Here is a 20,048-nt window from a genome sequence, read left to right as displayed (position 1 = left end):
TGTTTTGTGTCTCTAAATAAATCATAGTCGTTATGACTTTGTTTTGCAACTATTTTGGGCAAAACTGGTAATGGTATCATTGGAGCACTCATGCGACAAAAAAACCGCGCTACAAAGCAATTGGAAAATCAGCTCCAACGCTGCATTCAGGGGCAGAAGACGCTCGATTATTCGCTACCGCTTCTCTACCAGACGCTGCGCGAAAGCTATCAGGTAGCCATAAAATTTTCGTTTTGGCGTTTTTCCCACACTGTGCTGACAACATTTTGTCTATTGGGACTAACTGCTGCATCAGGGCCTGAGAGCAATATCCAGGGTATGGAACTGAAAATTGGGATTGTGCAGCGATTTGGCGAACAACCCACAGCCAAGCTGCAACTGGAACCCATAAAAGGCGATCGCTTAAAGCTAAAATTTCAAGTGGGCAACAAGCAGCAAATCCTATTTACCAAGAACCCTGTAAAGCTGGAAACAGTCATGCAAGCTTTACCCCAGTCAACAGTCGAAGAAGTGGTAGTTTTAGGCACATATCGCACCTTTGAAACTGCGGAAGACAGTGCTAATAAATGGCGTTCTCAGGGAATGGAAGTAGAAATAGCCCAGCCAGAACACTGGCAGGTTTGGGCTAAACGAGATGTTTACAGCACTCCTTTACTGCGACGATTGCTATTGCAGAACATCCAAGCTTCTACCAAAGAAAAAGTATATCTTGATACTAAGATTTTGAAACAAGTGCCGCGAGTGAGTTGGGTGGTGGATGGTAACCGCTATAGCCCGAATGATTTAGAAATTAGCACTGATAAAAACTTGATTCGGGTGAATAAAAGCGAAAAACAAGAGTTTGCTCGTCTTTATGCTGGGCAACTAAATTTGCAGCCAAATGCCTACGGCACATACACTCTAGTTAACCAAGTACCTTTAGAAACTTATTTGCGTGGGGTTCTGCCTTACGAAATAGGCACAGATGCACCAGCAGCAGCACTGGAAGCCCAGGCAATTCTCGCCCGGACTTATGCTTTGAGAAATTTACGCAGGTTTGCCGCAGATAACTATCAGTTGTGTGCTGATACTCACTGCCAAGTTTATTATGGGCTGAATGGAGCGGCTGCCAAAACAGACCGAGCGATCGCCTCAACCAGGGGTAAGGTACTAACTTATAAAAATGAACTAGTAGACGCCCTGTATTCTTCTACCACTGGTGGCGTCACAGCCTACTTCAGCGATGTCTGGAATGGCGATGATCGTCCCTATCTACGCCCTGTACTGGATGCTGCAACTAATTTTTGGAACTTGTCTAAGCAGAGTTTAACAGATGAAAAAAACTTCCAAAAATTTATTAATACGCAACAAGGATTTAATGAAAGCAAGTGGGATATGTTTCGTTGGCACAAGGAAACCCCTTTAAAGGATATTATCAAGGACTTGCAGAAATTTTTGCAGGTGAAAAACAGTCCCCATGCCAAATTTAAGACAATTCAGGCTATGGCAATAGTGAAGCGAAGCCAGAGTGGACGCATCCTTGAACTCGCAGTTAAAACTGATCACAGCACCTTTGTTCTCCACAAAGACGAAGTTCGTAGTGCCTTTGCTGCTCCTAAAAGTACACTTTTTTACATAGAACCCCTGAACAAAGGCAAACCCGAACTCTGGGGATACGCTTTTATTGGGGGTGGATTAGGGCATGGAGTCGGCTTGAGTCAAACTGGCGCTCAAAATTTAGCTAAATTAGGTTGGTCAAGTCCAAAAATTCTTCAATTCTACTATCCTAGTACTCAGATTCAAATTCTCAGTAAACAGACCAAACTTTAAGCTAATCGGGAAACTCCATACTTAAAAAATCAAGCAGGAACACAAAGTAGACTTTGTGTTCTTGCTCAACACGAAATTCGGCTTTTTGTCAAAGTCGCTTTCAAAGGTACACATGGCATTGGAAGGGTGTTGACCTTAGATGCCCTGCTTCTATTTTTTCAACATCATTAACTCTTGCAAGAGGTTTATTGTTGAGGTGCCTAACTCTTAGTAGAGTTCTTCTTCTTTGTGAGTTTCGATTGTCACGTCAGAGGTTGGGTAAGCGACACAGGTCAGTACGTATCCAGCTTGTATTTGATCGTCATCTAAGAATGACTGGTCACCCTGATCAACGGTACCCTTTACGAGTTTACCTGCACAGGTCGAGCAAGCACCAGCGCGGCAAGAGTAAGGCAGGTCAAGACCAGCTTCTTCGGCAGCGTCTAGAATATAGGTATCGTCATCAACATCAAGTGTTTCGTTCAGCCCTTCGGCCTCGTTGACTAGTGTGACTTTAAAACTTGCCATTAAGTAATCCTCTCTTTTGCAAACGGCAGTATAAGTTATCTTTAGGCAAAGGTTACGGCTATTCTGTGGGATTAGCCGCTGGTTAAAATTTGCTTCAATTCTGATACTACGAGAAAAATTAAACGATGTAACTGGAAATTGAACCCGATTAGTAATGAAATTTTGTTGCTTAATCCTGATAAGTTTTATTTATATTATTTCCGGTGATAGTCAGGCTGTGATTAGAAAAAACTATCTTAGGGATGAAAAAACATGAATAGGATTAATACACCTATATTTTGTAAGACTTACGCAGAAGAGATCCCTAACTTCTCTTAAAAAGCAGGGCTGTTTGATTCGTTCAGGTAGAAATATTGTCAATATCAACAGCGAAAAATCAGCTTGGAGTCGGTAATCCCAAAATTACCGCGACAACTCCGTAAATTTAAGTGCGTCCGCTACGCGAATGCAGCAGCGGTTCTCTACCAGACGCACTCACGTTCGCGATCGCCATGATCATTGTTGAATCAGATTTTTTAATCACCTGATTTTTTGGGGTTAGAGGCTGTAAATTAGCGCCTTTTAGGGAAAGAAACAGTCTTACCCTTAAAAAGGGAGCTTTTAAGGCTTGCTCAAAGGGATCTAGGTTTCAGGTTTTCATTGCGTAAGTCCTGATTTCAATCCCCTTCCAATTGGTTTTTTTTGCCTATTCTACTTCTGCTGTGGTTGATGTTGCGCGTCCTCGGCTTTAAGAGTAGAGGTACGAAAACGACTACATCAAACTGCATACGTATTTTTGCCTAGCTTCAAATAAAGTCTCATACGTCCTTAAGGGGGTAGGACAAATGTTGTAGAGTCTAAACTGGTGAAATCATTGGATTCTCCATCAACAGAGAATCTGACCACTAGAAGCGTGGCAGGATCAAAAACAGAACTAGTGAGGATCATGTATAATCCAGAAGCAGCTTTGGAAAAAGCAAGAGTGCGTGTAGGTTTGGTGGGTACTGGGTATGCGGCAAAGTTTCGGGCTGAGGCATTTCTTGATGATCAGCGAATGCGATCGCATTTAGTCGCAGTTGTTGGTCATACCCCAGAAAAAACAGAAACTTTTGCCAGAGAGTACCAGATTAAAGCGTTGAGTTCTTGGCACGAGCTAGTAGAGCGTGAAGATATAGACCTAGTGGTGATTTCCACTATTAATCGAGATCATGGTGCGATCGCTCGTGGAGCACTTACCAACGGCAAACACGTAATTATAGAGTATCCCCTTTCGTTGGATGTAGTCGAAGCAGAGGAACTGATTGCTTTAGCCAAAGCACAAAAAAAACTCTTGCACGTGGAACACTTGGAACTTTTGGGTGGTTTGCATCAAGCCTTGAAGCAAAACTTAGCCAAAGTTGGTGAAGTATTTTATGTTCGCTATAGCACCATCAATCCCCAAAATCCCGCACCTCGTAAATGGACTTATAGCCACGAGTTGTTCGGCTTTCCTTTAATTGGTGCCCTGTCTCGCCTACATCGCCTCATCGATTTATTTGGTACAGTATTTACTATTAACTGTCACCAGCGATATTGGGAAATAGAACCAGAATACTACCAAACCTGTTTATGCACTAGTCAACTCTGCTTTCACAGTGGACTTTTAGCCCAAGTTGTCTATGGCAAAGGCGAAAGTGTTTGGCAATCAGAACGCAAGTTTGAAGTTCACGGTGAAAAAGGTGGTTTAATTTTTGATGGTGACACAGGAATTTTCATCCAGCCAGGGGAAACAACACCTATAGAGGTTGGCCCTCGCCGGGGTTTGTTCGCCAAAGACACGAGTATGGTGTTAGACCATCTTTTTGATGGCACTCCTTTGTATGTTACCCCAGAGGAGAGCTTGTATACCCTAAAGGTTGCTGATGCTGCCCAAAGAGCTGCACAGACAGGGTTAACTATGTTTATGAAAGATATCTAGATAAAAGTTAATGAAAACCGAACTAATTGTTATTTTATCCCAACGAGAATTAGACAAAATGCGTCAAGCTGGGCGTTTAGCAGCTAAACTCCTTCAGCATCTTGAACCGTTCGTGAAGCCAGGGGTTAGCACTCTTGAACTAAATGATGAAGCCGAACGTTGGACACAAGCGCATGGAGCAAAAAGCGCACCCCTTGGTTATAAAGGCTATCCTAAATCAATTTGCACCAGTGTAAATGAGGTAATTTGTCACGGTATTCCCAATGCCAAGCAAATTCTCAAGGATGGTGACATTATTAATATTGATGTGACGCCGATTGTTGAGGGTTATCATGGCGATACATCCAAGACATTCTTTGTCGGTACTCCTTCTCCAAAAACGAGAAAGCTGGTAGAGGTGACAGAGGAGTGTTTGCGCCTGGGTATTGCTGAAGTTAAACCTGGGGCACGCATTGGCGACATTGGTGCAGCCATTCAAGAGTATGCTGAAGCACAAGGCTTTTCTGTAGTGCGAGATTTTGTTGGACATGGCATCAGTAACATTTTCCACACTGCACCGGATGTTCCCCACTATGGCACACGCGGCAAAGGTAAGCGCCTCAGACCAGGGATGGTTTTTACTATTGAGCCAATGATTAACGAAGGTACTTACGAAGTCGAGGTTCTGGGTGATAAATGGACTGCGGTAACGCGCGATCGCAAGCTTTCTGCTCAATGTGAGCATACCTTAGCTGTAACGGAAGATGGCGTTGAAATCCTCACCCTACCAGAAGGCAAGAATTACTGGGGTGTATGACAACATACTATGAAAAAATTCCTTTCGTTTGGGAGGAACCAAAACCAGCAATCCCAGTTCCTCAAAGATTGATATTTCGTTCGCTCAACGATGTCCGTATGGAAGATTTCACTGCTGCGGTCAGCTGTGCTATGAGTTCCTCATTAAACCGAAGCGATCAAAAGGTAGTTAAAGAATTGGGAGCAGATAAGGCAGCCTCACAATTCATCGTACAAGCAGGCAAAGATTTCGATTATGAACCACAATGGTGGCAACTTGGCTATAACAGTATGGGTGAACTAGTGGGATTTATCCAACCAGTACTATATCGTGGGTGTCGCAAAGATAATCTAGAAGAAGGCACAATTTACTATATTGGTGTTGTACCCAAACAGCGAGGGAAGCGTTACATTTACGACCTCCTGTGCCAAGCTACCTACCTTCTTCAAAAAATTGGTGTTTGGCGTGTATTTTGTGACACAGACATTTGGAACACACCCATGATTAGAGCATTCCAGGATGTTGGTTATCACCAGTTTAGTTCACCTTGGCAACGCCCTTTATAGGGGCTATCTAATAGGCATTTAACTTAGACTTTTGTCGAATAGATTATGCTTAAAAAACCTGGTCTTGCTAAATAGGAAGTAAGACTAATAGCTTGATGAAAATCTGTCCTAAATATGAAGTAGATTTTTTACTACTTGATTAACCTATGACTCAAACTCTTGCTGCGGAAAACGTCACACTTGAGCAACTAATATTGCTCTATGGATTAGAGTTAGTTGATTCGGAAGAATTCTTTCAAGAGTGGCAAGATGACCTACCAGAATTGACAAGTTTAGAAAAGCAGCTATTGGATCAAATAAAGGCAGGTTACATAAATTTACGAAATTATCCGCCTTTATTAGAAAATACAGTTAATACAATTGTTTTATCGCCACTGCTATTCATTGGCAAGTTTTATTTACCTCCTTTTCACCTCAAATTAGAGAAATCTATCGAGATTGAAACACAAGACAACCAAACTATCATCAAAGGACGAATTGACTTCTTACTTCTAAATCAAAAATTTTGGGTAACAGTCATTGAATCAAAACAGGTTGCTTATTCTGTAGAAGCAGGACTTGACCAAATTTTGGCATATATGCTGGCTGCTCCCCAGTCACAAGATGTAGTATTTGGGATGATTACTTCTGGTGGCAGTTTTATGTTCATTAAACTGCTCAAAGATCATCCTCCACGCTATGCCACTTCGGATATTTTTGATGTCCGTAATCGTGGTAATGAGTTATATAATGTACTGCGGATTTTGAAGCGTATTAGTCAATTAAGTTTTGCCTGATCAAAGCTAGTTAAAATAATTAAGAGCAGTATTGCTGCTCTAGTTCTGAACCTAGCTGACTTTTCACGGCATCTGGAAAACCTCTCTCTTGAAAAGCTTTGATCGCCGGAAGCCGACGCTCAAACTTTTCGCTCTCTAAATCTCTCTCCTAAAAGGAGAGAGACTTTGAATTTTCCCCCTTCCCGCGTCGGGAAGGGGGTTAGGGGGTTAGGTTTTTGGTGGACTTTTCCACATAACGTGAAAAGTCAGCTGAACCTAGAAGGACAAATCTCTATGGTCTCAGTCACTATTAATACAGCTAATCTTAGCTCTGAGGCATTCGTTGCTGGCTATCTGGATGATGTACGCTACGAGTTAATCGACGGAGAACTAATCGACTTGGAACCCACTGGACTTCATGAACAGGTAGCTGGGTTAATTAATCGTAAGCTCAATGTAGCAATTGATCTGCTAAACTTGCCTTGGTTTATTCCCATGAAATGCCTGATTAAACCATTAGGTCAAAATTCAGCTTTTAGACCTGATGTTGTGATTCTTGATCAGACAGCTTTGGCGAATGAGCCATTATGGAAAACTGAGCCAGTGATTACATTAGGCAAGTCTATTAAATTGGTCGTGGAGGTTGTCAGTACTAATTGGCAGAATGACTATGCTAGGAAAGTGGAAGACTACGAAGCTTTAGGCATTGAGGAGTATTGGATTGCAGATTATTTAGGGTTAGGAGGTAAACGCTACATTGGCTTATCCAAACAACCTGTAATCACAATTTATCAGTTAGTCGATGGAACTTATCAAGGACAACAGTTTAGGGCAACAGAACGCCTCATCTCCCAAACATTTCCAGACCTGAATTTGACCGCAGAACAGATATTTGTTGCAGCTCGCTAGAGTTAGAGATAGGGGAACACGTGGCGCTTTTTGGGGAGAAGTATTTAAACTGCTTAATAATTATTTAGTGGGGGCTATGTTGGAAAAGTGCAAAAACGATATAACATGACTCCTGGCACTGTTTTGATGTCAACAATTATCGATATAGCGTTTCTCACTTAAGTGCAATACAGACCTAACCCCCAACCCCTTCCCTACAAGGGAAGGGGAGTAAGATTCAAAGCCTCTCTCCTAAAGGAGAGAGGTTTGGAGAGAGGTCAAACTGTGTTGCATCCAAGCAAGAACCGCTATAAATCCAGTGCTTTTCAAATCTTCAGAGTTAATAGCAAAGACCTGTTCAAATCAGGTGTGGTTCTGTTATCTCTTCGCACTCTTTATTTTTCCATCTTATTTTCTCGGCGTTGCTGGATGAAAGTGTGAAACTCCATGTTTGAAACTGTTTCCTTTGCGCCTTTGGAGGAAACCAAATTTATAGGTTTAATTAGCAACGTCGTTTTCTGATGGGGAAGTGATGAGGTAATTTTTTACCCTCTAAGTTAAGGAGAAACTTATCAATGGCATTTTATACTATTAACGGTACGAATGGCCCTGACACTTTAATTGACTACAATCGCTATCCTGGCGATGGTTACTTTAGTCTAGTTACCATCAACGGATTTGGCGGTGACGACATTATCAGTGGGCAAGATATTTTTACTTCCTATGAAGTGTTTGGGGGTGCTGGCAACGATTTCATCGTTGGCGGTGCTTATAAAGATGTTCTCATAGGCGATGATTTCTCTGGCGGCGTTGGTGGTAACGATTATCTCGCTGGGGGGAACGGCGACGATGCCCTCTATGGCTTTGGTGGCAACGATACTCTCGATGGGGGTGCTGGCCCTGATAAACTCGTTGGGGATGTTGGCACTGATCAGCTCATTGGGGGTGCTGGCAACGATGTTTTCCTGTTTTTTTCAGTTTCAGATAGTCAACCTGGTTTGTCACGAGATATTATCAAAGACTTTGTTGGAAACGGTAACTTACCCGGTGACATAATCGATATATCTAACATAGACGCTAATACCAATATAGCGGGCGACCAAGCCTTCACTTACATAGGAAGTGGCGCATTCACCGCACCCGGGCAGATCCGTTATTCTGGAGGTATTCTCCAAGGTAACACTGATAGTAATCTAGCGGCTAATTTCGAGATTAAGCTTGAAGGATCACCACTACTAGTGGCAAGCGATATTATCGTTTAACGAACTTTGGGGGTTTAAGTCCCCTGTCTCTACAGGCAGCGTTAAAAATACTAACTGTAGGTTGGGTTAAGCGGAGCGAAACCCAACGTTTCCGCGCTTGTTGGGTTTCGTTCCTCAACCCAACCTACAAAAAATTAAATTTCGATCCTTTTTTAGGGTCTGACTTTTCCCGTTAAGTCATGAAACAACGAAGTAGCAAGAGTTTCAGACTAGACTTTATTCTCAATAACTTAATATTAGTGACAGTAATTAACGAGAGAATAGGGCTTTGAGCTAGGGGTATAGTAAGCGTAGGCGTAGCCCGTCGTAGACATCGCTCAATCAAGGAGATAACGGGAAAAGTCAGTTTTTAGGGTGACGTGTACTAAGTTACTATATTGAATTCGGGCGGTCGTTTATTGAATTCGGGCAGTCGTTGATTGAATTCGGGCAGTCGTTGATTGAATTCGGGCAGTCATTTATTGAATTCGGGCAGTCGTTGATTGAATTCGGGCAGTCGTTTATTGAATTTGGGCAGTCGTTGATTGAATTCGGGCAGCCGTTTATTGAATTTGGGCAGTCGTTGATTGAATTTGGGTAGTCGTTGATTGAATTTAGGCAACCCCCAAGAATTTACATAAAGCCATTTAATATATTTGTAATCCTAATCAACATTTATTGCATGATAAAGTAAAACATATATGGAGGTAAGATTATGACCCAAGCGTTGCCCAAATTACTAACCTTCAATGAATTTATCGAATGGTATCCCAACGATGGAAAACGCTATGAATTGCACAAAGGAGTAATTATTGAAATGCCGCCTCCGACCGGTTCGCATGAAAAAGTTATAGGATTTATAGCCCGTAAGCTAACTGTCGAGTTTGATCGCCTGAATCTTCCCTACACTATACCCAAAACTGCATTGATCCAAACTCCTTCTGCCGAATCCGCTTATTCGCCCGATGTGTTGCTGCTAAATCTTGATAATCTCGACAATGAACCACTTTTTCAAAAACAGTCAACAGTGAGCCAAGCAGCATCGGTTCCAATAGTTATTGAAGTTGTTTCAACCAACTGGCGAGATGATTACTACAATAAACTTAGGGATTATGAAGAAATGGGCATTCTCGAATATTGGATTGCTGATTATGCTGCATTGGGTGCAAGAAAGTTCATCGGTAATCCCAAACAACCCACTATTTTTGTATGCGAATTAGTTGATGGTGAATATCAAATGACAGCGTTTCAAGGTAACACCGCGATTTCATCACCTACCTTTCCCCAATTAAATTTAACTGCACAGCAGATTTTTAATGTGGCTAACTAATTTTTTATCTAGTCTTATAATTATCTTCCCAACTTATTAAGAATACCTTCACAACCACCGGGAATAGTACCTCTAGTTTTTTCACCACCCCAAGCGCAACAGTAGTTACGTGCAGACTCAGACATCCTCTGCACATTCGTGAAATCGGCATTTTCCACCACAGCGCCAGTTTGTTCGCCGGTTTGATAATTTGGTGGTTCAGTGCGACTGCGGGGTGATGCTTTATCCACTGTACCGTAGAATAGGCGAATCCCGTTGATGTCGGCACCAGTGAGATTAGCACTATATAAAATTGTGCGGGAGAGGTTGGCTTTTACTAAGTCACAACCAGCCAGATTAACGCGGACAAGATTAGCTTCGCTCAGATCAGTCCAACGTAAATCAGTACCAGAAAGGTCTGCTCCTGCTAGGGTTACGCCTAAATCGATGACACGCACACCTTCTAGGCGGTCTTCTGCATATCCGCCACTCCCGTCGAGAATGGCTCGACCTAATAGCCGATCGCGTTGTAAGGGTGAGAGTAACTTGGAACGTGAAAGAAAGCGGAGAATTTTTGCTTTACCACTGCCATCTACACTACTTAAAATTGCCGCAGTGCGTCCTTCGGCGATCGCTCTCTCTTGAGGCCAATCTTCTAATAATCCTTCTTGATCTAATACTAAGTCTGAAACGCCTTGAAAATAGGAATCAATTGTCTGTTGCTGGGTAATAATGTTTTGCTGAACTGTCAGCAAGTTTTGCTGAATTGTCAAGTCTTTGGAAATGACATATTGTCGCCACGCCACGTAAACGGCGATGACGGCGATCAAAATTTGCCCCAAAGCACCAAACCAATCTGCTAGAGTTCCAGCAATGTCCCAGTCAATCTGGTGTCCTAAAACAAGCAAGCGATCGCCCACACCTGTAAACCGAATCAAGCCGACAATAGCTACTAGTAATCCCAAAAATGCCACAAACAGCGTGCGTTCTTGGGGTGAAAACCAGTCGTTTAAAACTTTTTGGAACCAAGGCAATAATATCGCTAGGGATAAGAGCAAAGTTATCAGCGTTCCGATAATGCCGATAATCCAGTTATTAAGGATAACTCCAATGAAGGTGATGGCGATCGCGATTAAAATAATTAGCAATGCTCTCGGCTTAACTAGGAATTGCTTGGTAGTAGGTTGGTTGAGATGATTGGAATGGGCTTGTTGTAGAGCAGTTGTATATTGCGGAGATTTCAAAGATGCGATCGCCGCTAGAGCTTGTTGTGTTGCTAGTACGTCTGAGCTTAAGTTTTTCTCAGTTGCACTCCCGTCAAAGTCATCCGGTTGCAAATCGTTTTCAGGTGCTGGTTCTGGGGTTGGTAGATTAGAGGAATTGGATTCAATCGTCATGTTTTCTATTTTGCCCCCTCAATCCAGGTTATGCAGCGTTCCTACCGCAGTAAATTCTTAAAAAGCAGGCTGAAGATTATTCTGCTTGTCCTTTTGGCAACTACGACTATTGCCCTGACGGTCATCGCCAGACCTATTACTCACCTGACTTTAACAGCCTGGAGCGATCGCGATGACCGTCAACCTCTGCCTCCTGGCACAGTTGATGATGCCAGTCACTTGAACCAGACACAGGTGACAATTAAGCAGGTTAAGAGTCAGCCTGGAGTTACTGAGGTAATACTACAGTCTGTACTTAGAGATGCCTTGCGTCAAGGTAAAAAGGTAGCGATCGCGGGTTCACGCCACACTATGGGTGGTCACACTCTGTATGCTAACGGCATCTCCCTAGATATGCTCCACTTCAACCGGATGCAATTCAACTTGGCAACTAAAATCCTGACGGTGCAATCAGGAACTAAATGGTCTGAGATTATTCCTTACCTAAATGAACGTGGCTATTCTGTCGCCGTGATGCAGTCCAACAACGATTTTTCTGTGGGTGGCACGATGAGTGCCAATGCTCATGGCTGGCAACATAATAGTCCCCCCTTTGCTAGCACAGTCGAACGTTTCTGGTTAATGCTGGCAAGTGGTAAAGTTGTAGAGTGTTCCAGAAAGGAAAATTCAGAGTTATTTTCTCTAGTTTTAGGCGGTTACGGATTATTCGGGATCATTCTTGACGTGGACTTGAGAGTAGTACCCAATGAGACGTATAGAGCTGAACGGTTCGTAATTAAGAGCGATAACTATATTGATACCTATCGGCAACAGGTAGATGATGCAGCCACTATTGGTATGGCATACGGTAGACTTTCTGTCGCACCGGAAAGCTTTTTACAAGAAGCTATTCTTACCACCTACCACCGAGTTCCAGAAACAACTCATCCTATTGTCTCTTTAGAAAAACAAGCAGAGTCTGGATTACCTCGGACGGTTTTTCGTGGTAGCATCGGCAGTGACTATGGCAAAAGTTTGCGCTGGCAACTAGAAAAAATTGTTGGAGGAGAAGCCGGAAACTGGGTTTTGAGAAACCAGATTCTCAACCGTTCCTCCGTCTTATTTGAGAATCGTCACCAGGCAGAGACTGACATTTTGCATGAGTACTTTATTCCCCCTAAATCTCTGAAAGCATTTTTAGCGAAGTGTCGCACCATTATTCTCCAGAACGAAGGGGATTTGCTCAATGTCACGGTGCGAAATGTTCACCAGGATAACGACAGTTTTCTCAGATATGCCAATCGGGAAGTTTTTGGATTGGTGATGCTGTTTCATCAGCAACGCACTCCAGAGGGGGAGGCAAAAATGCAGGTAATGACCCAAAAACTGATTGAGGCAACCCTAGCAGTCGGTGGTAAATACTATCTCCCCTATCGTCTTCATGCCACACCGGAACAATTTCATAGAGCTTATCCACAAGCTACTAAATTTTTCGCCCTCAAGCGCAAGTATGACCCAGACGGGATTTTCCAGAATTATTTTTACCTGAAATACGGTAGTTAAAGCCCAGATTTTGCAGGTAAGTTAAAAGCTCTTGGTATTTTCCATAACCCAGATATAGCAATGCTTTCAGGTATTAAACCGATATTCTGGATTGTGCGATGCCTGCGGCGAGCTTCTCTACGAGACGCTTCTCTTCGAGCTGACTTTTCCCGTTATCTCCTTGATTGAGCGATGTCTACGACGGGCTACGCCTACGCTTACTATACCCCTAGCCCAAAGCCCCATCCTCTCGTGATTTCTTGTCATTAATCTTAAGTTCTTGAGAAGAAAGCCTAGTCTGAAACTCTTGCTACTTCGTTGTTTCATGACTTAACGGGAAAAGTCAGGTTCTGGGTTGGGATGAGCCGCTTATAAAGTTTAATCAGAGCGATCGCTTTGGGGAATTTGGGAAAGGCGATCGCAGTTTTGGCTAAACATAGAGATTGGGTGTACAGTCAGGCGTTTCTTGGAAAAAGTTGGCAAAAACAATGAGTCCTTAAAAGTCCTTTAAGGTTTCCTGTAAGGTTTTTTTAACCTATTGTCAAGCATTCTTTTGTTGACCCCGCCAAATCCCGCAATTGTCTCCAACTTCAGCTATTCGCGATAACAGCAACACGGAGAGCAATCCGCTTATATTTGTTTGCATTGTAGGGCATACCTGTATGCATAACTTGGGAGTTATCCCAAAACACAATATCTCCAGCTTGCCAAATATGGGCATAAACTGGCGTACAGGAAAGAATCTCCCGAAACAATTCCTGCCAATACTGTTTAGCAGCTTCTGGTTTGTTTTCTAGCCCTTTGAGAATCGAAGTGTCTGAACCCAAATATAAACAATAGCGCCCAGTTAGTTTGTGAGTTGAGACAATTGGATGTAATTTCCGAGGAATCTCTACCCCTGGCTGTGGGGAGATAGGTGACAGGTGATACATCGACAATAATCCTAATTGCTGTTGATGTTGGGGAGCGAGATTGTGGTAGGCTTCCACCATGTCGATAAATTCAGTGGTGTGGGGCTGTCCATCCGTTCCTTCGTCCGGGATGGACACCCCATAAAGCATCACGACATAGAGGGCATTCATATCCAGTCCCTGTGTTTTAGGGAGATGGTCTTTATCGTGATGCCATTGCCAAGCAACTTTGCCGACCACCTCACCAGAAAGCCCCTTGGGATTACCTAAAATCGAGACTCCAGGACTTTGTAAGTCTGGAGCAATTTCGGGATCTAGAGGCTTGGGGCGACGACCGAGGGTTGAGTCACCAAACGTCTGGATGGCAAAGTCTTTCAACTGGGATGCCGTCAGTTTTTGCTTTCTGACAACAATAACCCCGTGTTCCCAGAGAGATTGCTTTAATTCCTCAACTTGTTGGTCTGTTATGGATGCAAGATTACAATCTCGTAGAACTTCCTTGCCCAGTCTTGAATGCTGCTGTACGGTCAACAATTTATTCATCTTAAGTAAATACCGTTATACAATCCTTTGTGAGCAAGCTTTTCGAGACTTAACGGGAAAAGTCAGTCTCTTCGAGAGGCTTCGCCAACGCGTAGCTTGCTTCCCCGGAGGGGTACGCTAACGCAACTCGGCTGAGTCTCAAAAATCATCTTATTGACACTATTGTCAATAAATTTAGTCTGTTTGACCTTAAATATTAAGTTTGGTCTACCGTTTGAATTGTCAGCATTTGAGGGGGGGCAGCATCAGGTGGGTAGAGAAAATCCACTTCTACCATTCGCCGCTGGCCAGGAGATATTTTTAATTGAGCAAGCGGTTCTCCCATCTGTCCCTCTTGTTGAACTAAATGCCAGTATTGGGTTCTGGGTAAGCCATTATCGTCATTGTAGCGAATACGAACTGTGCCTCGGAATAAGACGGATGATAGGGGTGGTGAAGAAAAGCGAAGCCCTGGTTTACTTAACTCATCTTCTTTAATAGGTGTTTGGAAAAGCACATTTATAGTTTGCGGCTTATCCGTATTGTTAATTAATGGTAGAGAGATGTTGTATTCAATGCCATAGTTGCCGTGAGCTTCGTAAGCAGTACCAGGATAACGCGCTACTAGTTTAGCAGTTTGGTTTTGTCCAGTACCCATTTTGCCTGCCAAAAGGGTACTTAAACCGTAGGAAAAAGCTTGTCCTGATTCAGGAATTGTCAGGTATGAACTATTAGAGTCAGTAACTAGTGCTTGCCAACGAGAGCCAACAGCTACCCCTGCTACCCGTCCGTAAATTTCTGTTGCCCCTGCAAGGTGATTTGGAGGACTGGGGGCAGGTTCACGGGGTCCTGCAAAATCACCATTTTCTAACAAGTTCTCCCATTCTTCTAAAGTGGGCGCTCGTTCACTACCATCGGGATTAGGTTTAGCAAACATGGCCAGGTTCGCCAGATAAACTGGACTATCACTATACAAACGTAACAAAGTAGAACGTCCATTCAATGGTGGCGTTAAAGTCCGCACTGGAATTGGATGATTCATTAACATCCGGCTTTGTTTTGGTGGAATTACCAACTGGGCTGGCCATCCTGACTGCCGTCTGACTCGTAGGACATCATTCATCACGCGATCGCCTGGCCCAGCATAAATGTTTCCCGAATTATTTGATTGCATGGCGGGAAGTTTGATAAAAGGTGCATCAGGTTGACTAACATAACTAGCTGCTTGCAATATATTGACAGTTGCAGGGCGATCGCTTGGATTGTAAACAATTACCCCCAAATAAAGAGTCCGCAAATCATTTGGAGTCTCAATCGCTCTAGCAATGTGGTGAGAAAATAAATCAAATCGTCCCTGAAATGGAAAGTTCAGGTGGGCGCTGGGCACTCTTTTGCCTTGAGGAGGAAATGTAGACAGCAGAATTCCTTCACTCTTAACTACTTCTGGGTTATTACTGTTAAATACTGGTACTTCGTCAAGATGTCCTGTTAAAGGTCTTGTTTGTTGGGGAACGAAGATTTCCTGCGGTGCAGGAGAAGGCGATGCTTGAGCCAAAAACAAATAGGAAATAAGATTAAGCATTTATTCAACAAGCAATTTATCACTGAAGTTAAGAATACAGCATACCTAAATCTATGCCTCTCCCGAAGCGTGACAAGTTAGAGGAGGCTGTTTGTAAAATAAAGTTGCAAGTAACACCCACCAAAGTGACCAACAGATGTAAGATTAGCGTCCGTGCTAATTTTTACAAGAAAAATGAAAAGGTTTAGGCAACTGGTATTCGCTTGTGGTGCGATCGCTGCTTTGATCAGTACGAGTCTCAAGGTTCAAGCAACGTCCAAGCGGCTGATTAACCTAGACGATCTGTCTGCTCTCCATCAAGTCAGCGAACCGCAAATTTCTCAAGATGGAGCCTGGATAGTCTATACGGTCAAGAGTACCGATATCAAGAATGATTCTGTCAACAACAATATTTATATGACTTCGTGGGATGGCTCCCGCACCCTAAAATTAACTAACAGCAAAGATAGCAAAAGTTCCCCTCGTTTCAGTCCTGATGGAAAGTACCTGATCTTTCTCTCCAGTCGTCAGTCCGAGAGTGAAGGTAATCAAATTTGGCTGCTGAACCTTGCCGGTGGAGAAGCAGAAAAAATTTCACATTTTCCAGGAGGCGTTTCTGATTTCGTTTGGTCACCCGATGGCAAACGACTAGCTGTAATCGCCGAAGATCCACCTCAAGAAACTCAGAACGAACAAAAGACCGCACAGCCAATTGTCATTGATCGGTTTCAATTTCAGGAAGACGGCGTTGGATATCTCGGAAAAAGTCGTGAACACCTCTACGTGTTTGACTTAGCAACCCACAAAGCAGATATTCTGACGCCAAGTGAGTTTAATGAGTATTTGCCCAGCTGGTCTCCAGATGGGAAGGAGATTGCTTTTGTCAGCAAGCGTGGTGCTGATTTTGATCGGCATAACAATTGGGATGTCTACACAATCAAAGCCCAACCAGGGGCAAAAGTACGTCAAATAACCACTAATGAAGGCCCCGATTGCGATCCTTCCTGGGGTAGCCGACCTGTTTGGAGTCCAGATGGGAAGTTAATAGCCTACCTGCAAGGAGGCCCTCAAAAGCTAATTGAGTACGCCGTTTACCATCTTGCCGTTATTCCAATGCAAGGAGGCACTCCACGTCTGTTAACAGCAAATCTTAATCGCAATGTTGTTAAGCCCCACTTTACATCTGATGGCAAATCAATTGTGTTTTTACTGGAAGACGATGGCAATGTTCACCTAGCAAAAGTACCAGTAGCAGGCGGTAAGATAGAGCGATTGCTAGCTGGACGAAGAAATATCAGCGCCTTTGACTTAGGGGGTGACGACAAAATTGCCTTGTTATCCTCTATACCGCAAGAGCCAAGTGAGGTTTTCACCCTCAAAGGCACTGAACTGCATTCAATATCGCACCAAAACCAGGAATTGCTTGTCCAACTTCTATTAGGGACGACGGAAGAAATTAGTTTCAAGAGTAAAGATGGCACCCAAATCCACGGTTTCTTAGTCAAACCACCGAATTTTCAACCAGGAAAGAAATACCCAACACTCCTTCAGCTTCATGGTGGCCCAGTCGGGCAGTACACAAACGAGTTTATGTTTAACTGGCAACTGTTTGCTGCAAAAGGTTATGTTGTCGTTGCAGTTAATCCACGGGGTAGTTCGGGACGGGGTGAAGCATTCTCGAAAGCTATTTACGCTGACTGGGGAAATAAAGATGTTCAAGATGTCCTTGCTGCTGTTGATTACGTTGAAGCACAAGGAATAGCCGATCCATCTCGGTTGGGAATAGGTGGATGGAGCTACGGTGGTATGTTAACAAATTATACTATCGCTCAAGATACCCGTTTCAAAGCTGCGGTAAGTGGAGCTAGCATTTCCAATATTTTGGCAGGATACGGTACTGACGAGTATGTTTATGACTACGAACAGGAACTGGGTGTGCCGTGGAAAAACCTGAATACTTGGCTACGAGTTTCTTTTCCGTTCCTGCACGCCGACCGAATTGTGACACCAACACTATTTCTAGGTGGCGATCGCGATGCTGAGGTTCCGTTGCACAACTCTGAGCAGATGTATGAGGCACTCAAAAGTTTAGGGGTTGATACTCAATTGATTATTTATCCTGAGCAATCCCACGATATTAGCAAGCCGAGTTACCAGCGCGATCGCTTACAACGCTATCTTAATTGGTATAGCAAGCATGGATTGTGAGTAGAAATAAATACTTTTTACGAACTTCACAAATTACCAAGTGGTATGTCTCATTAAATATGATGAGTTTGTAGTAAGCACTTCAGTGCTTAAAAATCTAGGACTAAAGTCCTTACTACAAACTTGTTTACCCATCAATTTCACCTTGACATTCTTTCCAACCGGCAAAATCGGGTAATTTATTTGTTGGAAGTCCCACTCAATTAAGGTGCAAGGGCATTACCCCGAATTAAGCTAGCAATGGTTTTGGCAGTAATTTTCAGTTGGGTGATCGGATTAGCTGGGACAACCGTCTTATACAGATAGCTATCGAATGTTAACCGCTGAACATCGAGGTCATCGCACATTTCCACAAACGCCTCGCGGGTGGCGTCGGAACGATAGAATACGCTTTGCAGAATGTCCAGCACCTTGTAAGTGAGTCCGTACTTTTTATCCCAACGCTTCAGGTAAACCTTCAAGTCATCTTCTGTAGGAATACGGCTACCACTGTTAGATGCTTCTACAATGGTTTCAGCACACATCCGCCCAGATTTAGCGGCAAAATAAATACCTTCACCAGACGACTTGGTAACGTAACCAGCCGCATCACCCACCAAAGCGATGCGACCAACAACACGACGGGGACGGGGATGTTCAGGAATGGGGTGGGCTTCGACTTTGATGATTTTACCGCCTGCCAGCTTCTTGGAAGCCCGGGCGCGGATACCAGCTTGTAACTGTTTGATGCTAGCTTTATTGATCTGCATCGTACCAGTACCGACAGCTACGTGGTCATATTTGGGAAAAACCCAAGCGTAGAAATCGGTAGAAACGTCATCACCGACATACATTTCGGCAAGGTCGTTATAATAGGCCATTTTGTCTTCGGGTAAGCGAATTCGCTCTTGGAAAGCGATCGCATAATTGTAATCCCCAGCGTCCATTTCTTTAGCAACGCGGGAATTAGCCCCATCCGCCCCAATAATTAAATCCACTTTCAGAGTTTTGGCAATACCCTGTGATATACCATCTGTGTGATCAACGTAATGGATGGTATAGGGGTCAGTATTGTTTCCTGGTATATCAAGTTTATGAACAGTGGCATTAATTAAATTTGCGCCGACTTTTGCCGCGCGATCGCGCAAAAAGCCATCTAACACTTCCCGGCGGCACATTCCTATATATTCTTCTTCATTTACCAGATTGATATCAACCTCACGATTGGAAGGCGAAATCATTTTCATCTTCCGTACCCGGCGATCGATAATCTCTGGTGGTAGGTCAAATTCACTCACCATACATAGGGGAATTGCGCCCCCACAAGGCTTTGCATTGTCTAGCTTCCGCTCAAACAGGTAGGTTTCAATCCCAGAGGCTGCCAGTGTTTCTGCGGCAGATGAACCAGCAGGGCCTGACCCAATAACAGCAACCCGTAGTGTCAAAGGTCTTTCTCCCAATCTTCACATTTACCGAGAGCATAGTATCACGGTCTTTTGGCTGATTTGGCGCTTTACCTTCAGGTTTCGACTGAAATGCAATATTCCTTAATGTTTCGATACGAAAAGCGAGATAGGAATGGAGAATTGGGTTAATGAAAAATTGTCTTAATCATTACCAGGGATTCAATTGAAACTAATTATACTTTTGAATTGACCTGGCTCAAAAAGTTCTTGAGGTAGGAAATCTGCGTTAGATCATGTCCGCCTGAACACTTACGATAAAATTGACGCTGAGATATTCAAATATAATAACTCTGAAAATTTTTTATCGTAATTAATTACTCGGACATAATATTACTTATCGATTCAGCGGCGGCAAGTTGATAATGTCCGGATTCATTAGTCTACTTGCGGAGGATGCCTCTATTAGTGCGTCCTGAAAAGTAGAGCCAACCAGCGTAATTATGCATCCCTTCCCATTACTAAATCTATATGACCAATTAGTCTGTCTGCAACCCTAGCACTGGCTTTACGAATGAAGACTATTTCTCTAGAGTGACAATAAAATTATAGACTCCTGACACAGTGCGTTCTTCCCCTTTTTCTCTAACCTCTCACCATTTTCCTTCCTTGAGAACAAGCCGCGATCTTTGGATGATTCTTGGCGATTTGGGAAACAGGTTAAGGAATTTCTTCAACCCCAAGACTCCTTACACTTTGC

The 20,048-nt window shown here is 43.3% G+C and carries 15 protein-coding genes; 10 read left to right on the top strand and 5 right to left on the bottom strand.

Going from position 1 to position 20,048, the window contains the following annotated elements; genetic code table 11:
• Window positions 1-90 precede the first annotated feature (90 nt).
• Window positions 91-1,809 (top strand): SpoIID/LytB domain-containing protein, encoded by a 1,719-nt coding sequence (locus V7L29_RS02845; RefSeq protein ID WP_334734452.1) that lies wholly within the window; start codon window positions 91-93, stop codon window positions 1,807-1,809.
• A gap of 207 nt (window positions 1,810-2,016) precedes the next feature.
• Here V7L29_RS02845 and V7L29_RS02840 read toward each other — a convergent pair whose 3' ends face one another.
• Window positions 2,017-2,316: a ferredoxin gene (locus V7L29_RS02840; protein ID WP_334694051.1), complete on the bottom strand. Its 300-nt coding sequence runs from the start codon at window positions 2,314-2,316 to the stop codon at window positions 2,017-2,019.
• Window positions 2,317-3,241: 925 nt separating this feature from the next.
• On the opposite strand from V7L29_RS02840, the gene V7L29_RS02835 reads away from it, so the two are divergent.
• The 7 genes from V7L29_RS02835 to V7L29_RS02805 all read left to right on the top strand — a co-directional run bounded on the left by V7L29_RS02835 (window position 3,242) and on the right by V7L29_RS02805 (window position 9,807).
• A complete protein-coding gene (locus V7L29_RS02835) occupies window positions 3,242-4,252 on the top strand; it encodes a Gfo/Idh/MocA family protein (protein ID WP_334734451.1) in 1,011 nt (336 codons plus the stop codon).
• Window positions 4,253-4,262: 10 nt separating this feature from the next.
• Window positions 4,263-5,048, top strand: a complete 786-nt coding sequence (gene map / locus V7L29_RS02830) for a type I methionyl aminopeptidase (protein ID WP_334694053.1) — start codon at window positions 4,263-4,265, stop codon at window positions 5,046-5,048.
• Complete coding sequence (locus V7L29_RS02825) at window positions 5,045-5,593, top strand: GNAT family N-acetyltransferase (RefSeq protein ID WP_334734450.1); 549 nt, start codon at window positions 5,045-5,047, stop codon at window positions 5,591-5,593. The genes map and V7L29_RS02825 overlap by 4 nt, the downstream gene beginning before the upstream one ends.
• Before the next feature lie 146 nt (window positions 5,594-5,739).
• A complete protein-coding gene (locus V7L29_RS02820) occupies window positions 5,740-6,369 on the top strand; it encodes a restriction endonuclease subunit R (RefSeq protein ID WP_334694055.1) in 630 nt (209 codons plus the stop codon).
• Between the two features lie 273 nt (window positions 6,370-6,642).
• Entirely contained in the window at window positions 6,643-7,257 is a 615-nt protein-coding gene (locus V7L29_RS02815) for a Uma2 family endonuclease (RefSeq protein WP_334734449.1), read from the top strand.
• A gap of 554 nt (window positions 7,258-7,811) precedes the next feature.
• The gene (locus tag V7L29_RS02810) at window positions 7,812-8,498 is read left to right on the top strand and encodes a calcium-binding protein (protein WP_334694057.1); all 687 of its coding nucleotides are present in this window, start codon (window positions 7,812-7,814) and stop codon (window positions 8,496-8,498) included.
• 694 nt (window positions 8,499-9,192) lie between these two features.
• Complete coding sequence (locus V7L29_RS02805; protein ID WP_334734448.1) at window positions 9,193-9,807, top strand: Uma2 family endonuclease; 615 nt, start codon at window positions 9,193-9,195, stop codon at window positions 9,805-9,807.
• A 20-nt stretch (window positions 9,808-9,827) separates the two neighbouring features.
• Here V7L29_RS02805 and V7L29_RS02800 read toward each other — a convergent pair whose 3' ends face one another.
• Window positions 9,828-11,183 (bottom strand): pentapeptide repeat-containing protein, encoded by a 1,356-nt coding sequence (locus tag V7L29_RS02800; RefSeq protein ID WP_334734447.1) that lies wholly within the window; start codon window positions 11,181-11,183, stop codon window positions 9,828-9,830.
• Window positions 11,184-11,276: 93 nt separating this feature from the next.
• On the opposite strand from V7L29_RS02800, the gene V7L29_RS02795 reads away from it, so the two are divergent.
• Window positions 11,277-12,725, top strand: coding sequence for an FAD-binding oxidoreductase (locus V7L29_RS02795; protein WP_334734446.1), 1,449 nt, complete (start codon window positions 11,277-11,279; stop codon window positions 12,723-12,725).
• A gap of 569 nt (window positions 12,726-13,294) precedes the next feature.
• On the opposite strand, the gene V7L29_RS02790 is transcribed toward V7L29_RS02795, so the two are convergent.
• Both V7L29_RS02790 and V7L29_RS02785 read right to left on the bottom strand, forming a co-directional pair.
• Window positions 13,295-14,158, bottom strand: a complete 864-nt coding sequence (locus V7L29_RS02790) for a TauD/TfdA dioxygenase family protein (RefSeq protein ID WP_334691292.1) — start codon at window positions 14,156-14,158, stop codon at window positions 13,295-13,297.
• 196 nt (window positions 14,159-14,354) lie between these two features.
• On the bottom strand, window positions 14,355-15,719 hold the full coding sequence (locus V7L29_RS02785) for a DUF3370 domain-containing protein (RefSeq protein ID WP_334691293.1): 1,365 nt from the start codon (window positions 15,717-15,719) through the stop codon (window positions 14,355-14,357).
• Between the two features lie 174 nt (window positions 15,720-15,893).
• On the opposite strand from V7L29_RS02785, the gene V7L29_RS02780 reads away from it, so the two are divergent.
• Window positions 15,894-17,906 carry a S9 family peptidase gene (locus V7L29_RS02780; RefSeq protein ID WP_334734445.1) on the top strand — a complete coding sequence of 671 codons (2,013 nt, stop codon included), beginning with the start codon at window positions 15,894-15,896 and terminating at the stop codon, window positions 17,904-17,906.
• Window positions 17,907-18,109: 203 nt separating this feature from the next.
• On the opposite strand, the gene chlP is transcribed toward V7L29_RS02780, so the two are convergent.
• Entirely contained in the window at window positions 18,110-19,330 is a 1,221-nt protein-coding gene (chlP, locus tag V7L29_RS02775; protein WP_334691295.1) for a geranylgeranyl reductase, read from the bottom strand.
• Window positions 19,331-20,048: the final 718 nt, after the last annotated feature.

This window comes from Nostoc sp. (assembly GCF_036916575.1).
Lineage (GTDB): Bacteria > Cyanobacteriota > Cyanobacteriia > Cyanobacteriales > Nostocaceae > Nostoc.
This window is presented reverse-complemented; position numbering and strand designations above follow the sequence as displayed.

What these genes read in the sequence shown, in the direction of transcription:
- V7L29_RS02845 (WP_334734452.1), top strand. Translation starts at nt 91, where the DNA reads ATGCGACAAAAAAACCGCGCTACAAAGCAATTGGAAAATCAGCTCCAA.
- V7L29_RS02840 (WP_334694051.1), bottom strand. Translation starts at nt 2,316, where the DNA reads ATGGCAAGTTTTAAAGTCACACTAGTCAACGAGGCCGAAGGGCTGAAC.
- V7L29_RS02835 (WP_334734451.1), top strand. Translation starts at nt 3,242, where the DNA reads ATGTATAATCCAGAAGCAGCTTTGGAAAAAGCAAGAGTGCGTGTAGGT.
- map (WP_334694053.1), top strand. Translation starts at nt 4,263, where the DNA reads ATGAAAACCGAACTAATTGTTATTTTATCCCAACGAGAATTAGACAAA.
- V7L29_RS02825 (WP_334734450.1), top strand. Translation starts at nt 5,045, where the DNA reads ATGACAACATACTATGAAAAAATTCCTTTCGTTTGGGAGGAACCAAAA.
- V7L29_RS02820 (WP_334694055.1), top strand. Translation starts at nt 5,740, where the DNA reads ATGACTCAAACTCTTGCTGCGGAAAACGTCACACTTGAGCAACTAATA.
- V7L29_RS02815 (WP_334734449.1), top strand. Translation starts at nt 6,643, where the DNA reads ATGGTCTCAGTCACTATTAATACAGCTAATCTTAGCTCTGAGGCATTC.
- V7L29_RS02810 (WP_334694057.1), top strand. Translation starts at nt 7,812, where the DNA reads ATGGCATTTTATACTATTAACGGTACGAATGGCCCTGACACTTTAATT.
- V7L29_RS02805 (WP_334734448.1), top strand. Translation starts at nt 9,193, where the DNA reads ATGACCCAAGCGTTGCCCAAATTACTAACCTTCAATGAATTTATCGAA.
- V7L29_RS02800 (WP_334734447.1), bottom strand. Translation starts at nt 11,183, where the DNA reads ATGACGATTGAATCCAATTCCTCTAATCTACCAACCCCAGAACCAGCA.
- V7L29_RS02790 (WP_334691292.1), bottom strand. Translation starts at nt 14,158, where the DNA reads ATGAATAAATTGTTGACCGTACAGCAGCATTCAAGACTGGGCAAGGAA.
- V7L29_RS02785 (WP_334691293.1), bottom strand. Translation starts at nt 15,719, where the DNA reads ATGCTTAATCTTATTTCCTATTTGTTTTTGGCTCAAGCATCGCCTTCT.
- V7L29_RS02780 (WP_334734445.1), top strand. Translation starts at nt 15,894, where the DNA reads ATGAAAAGGTTTAGGCAACTGGTATTCGCTTGTGGTGCGATCGCTGCT.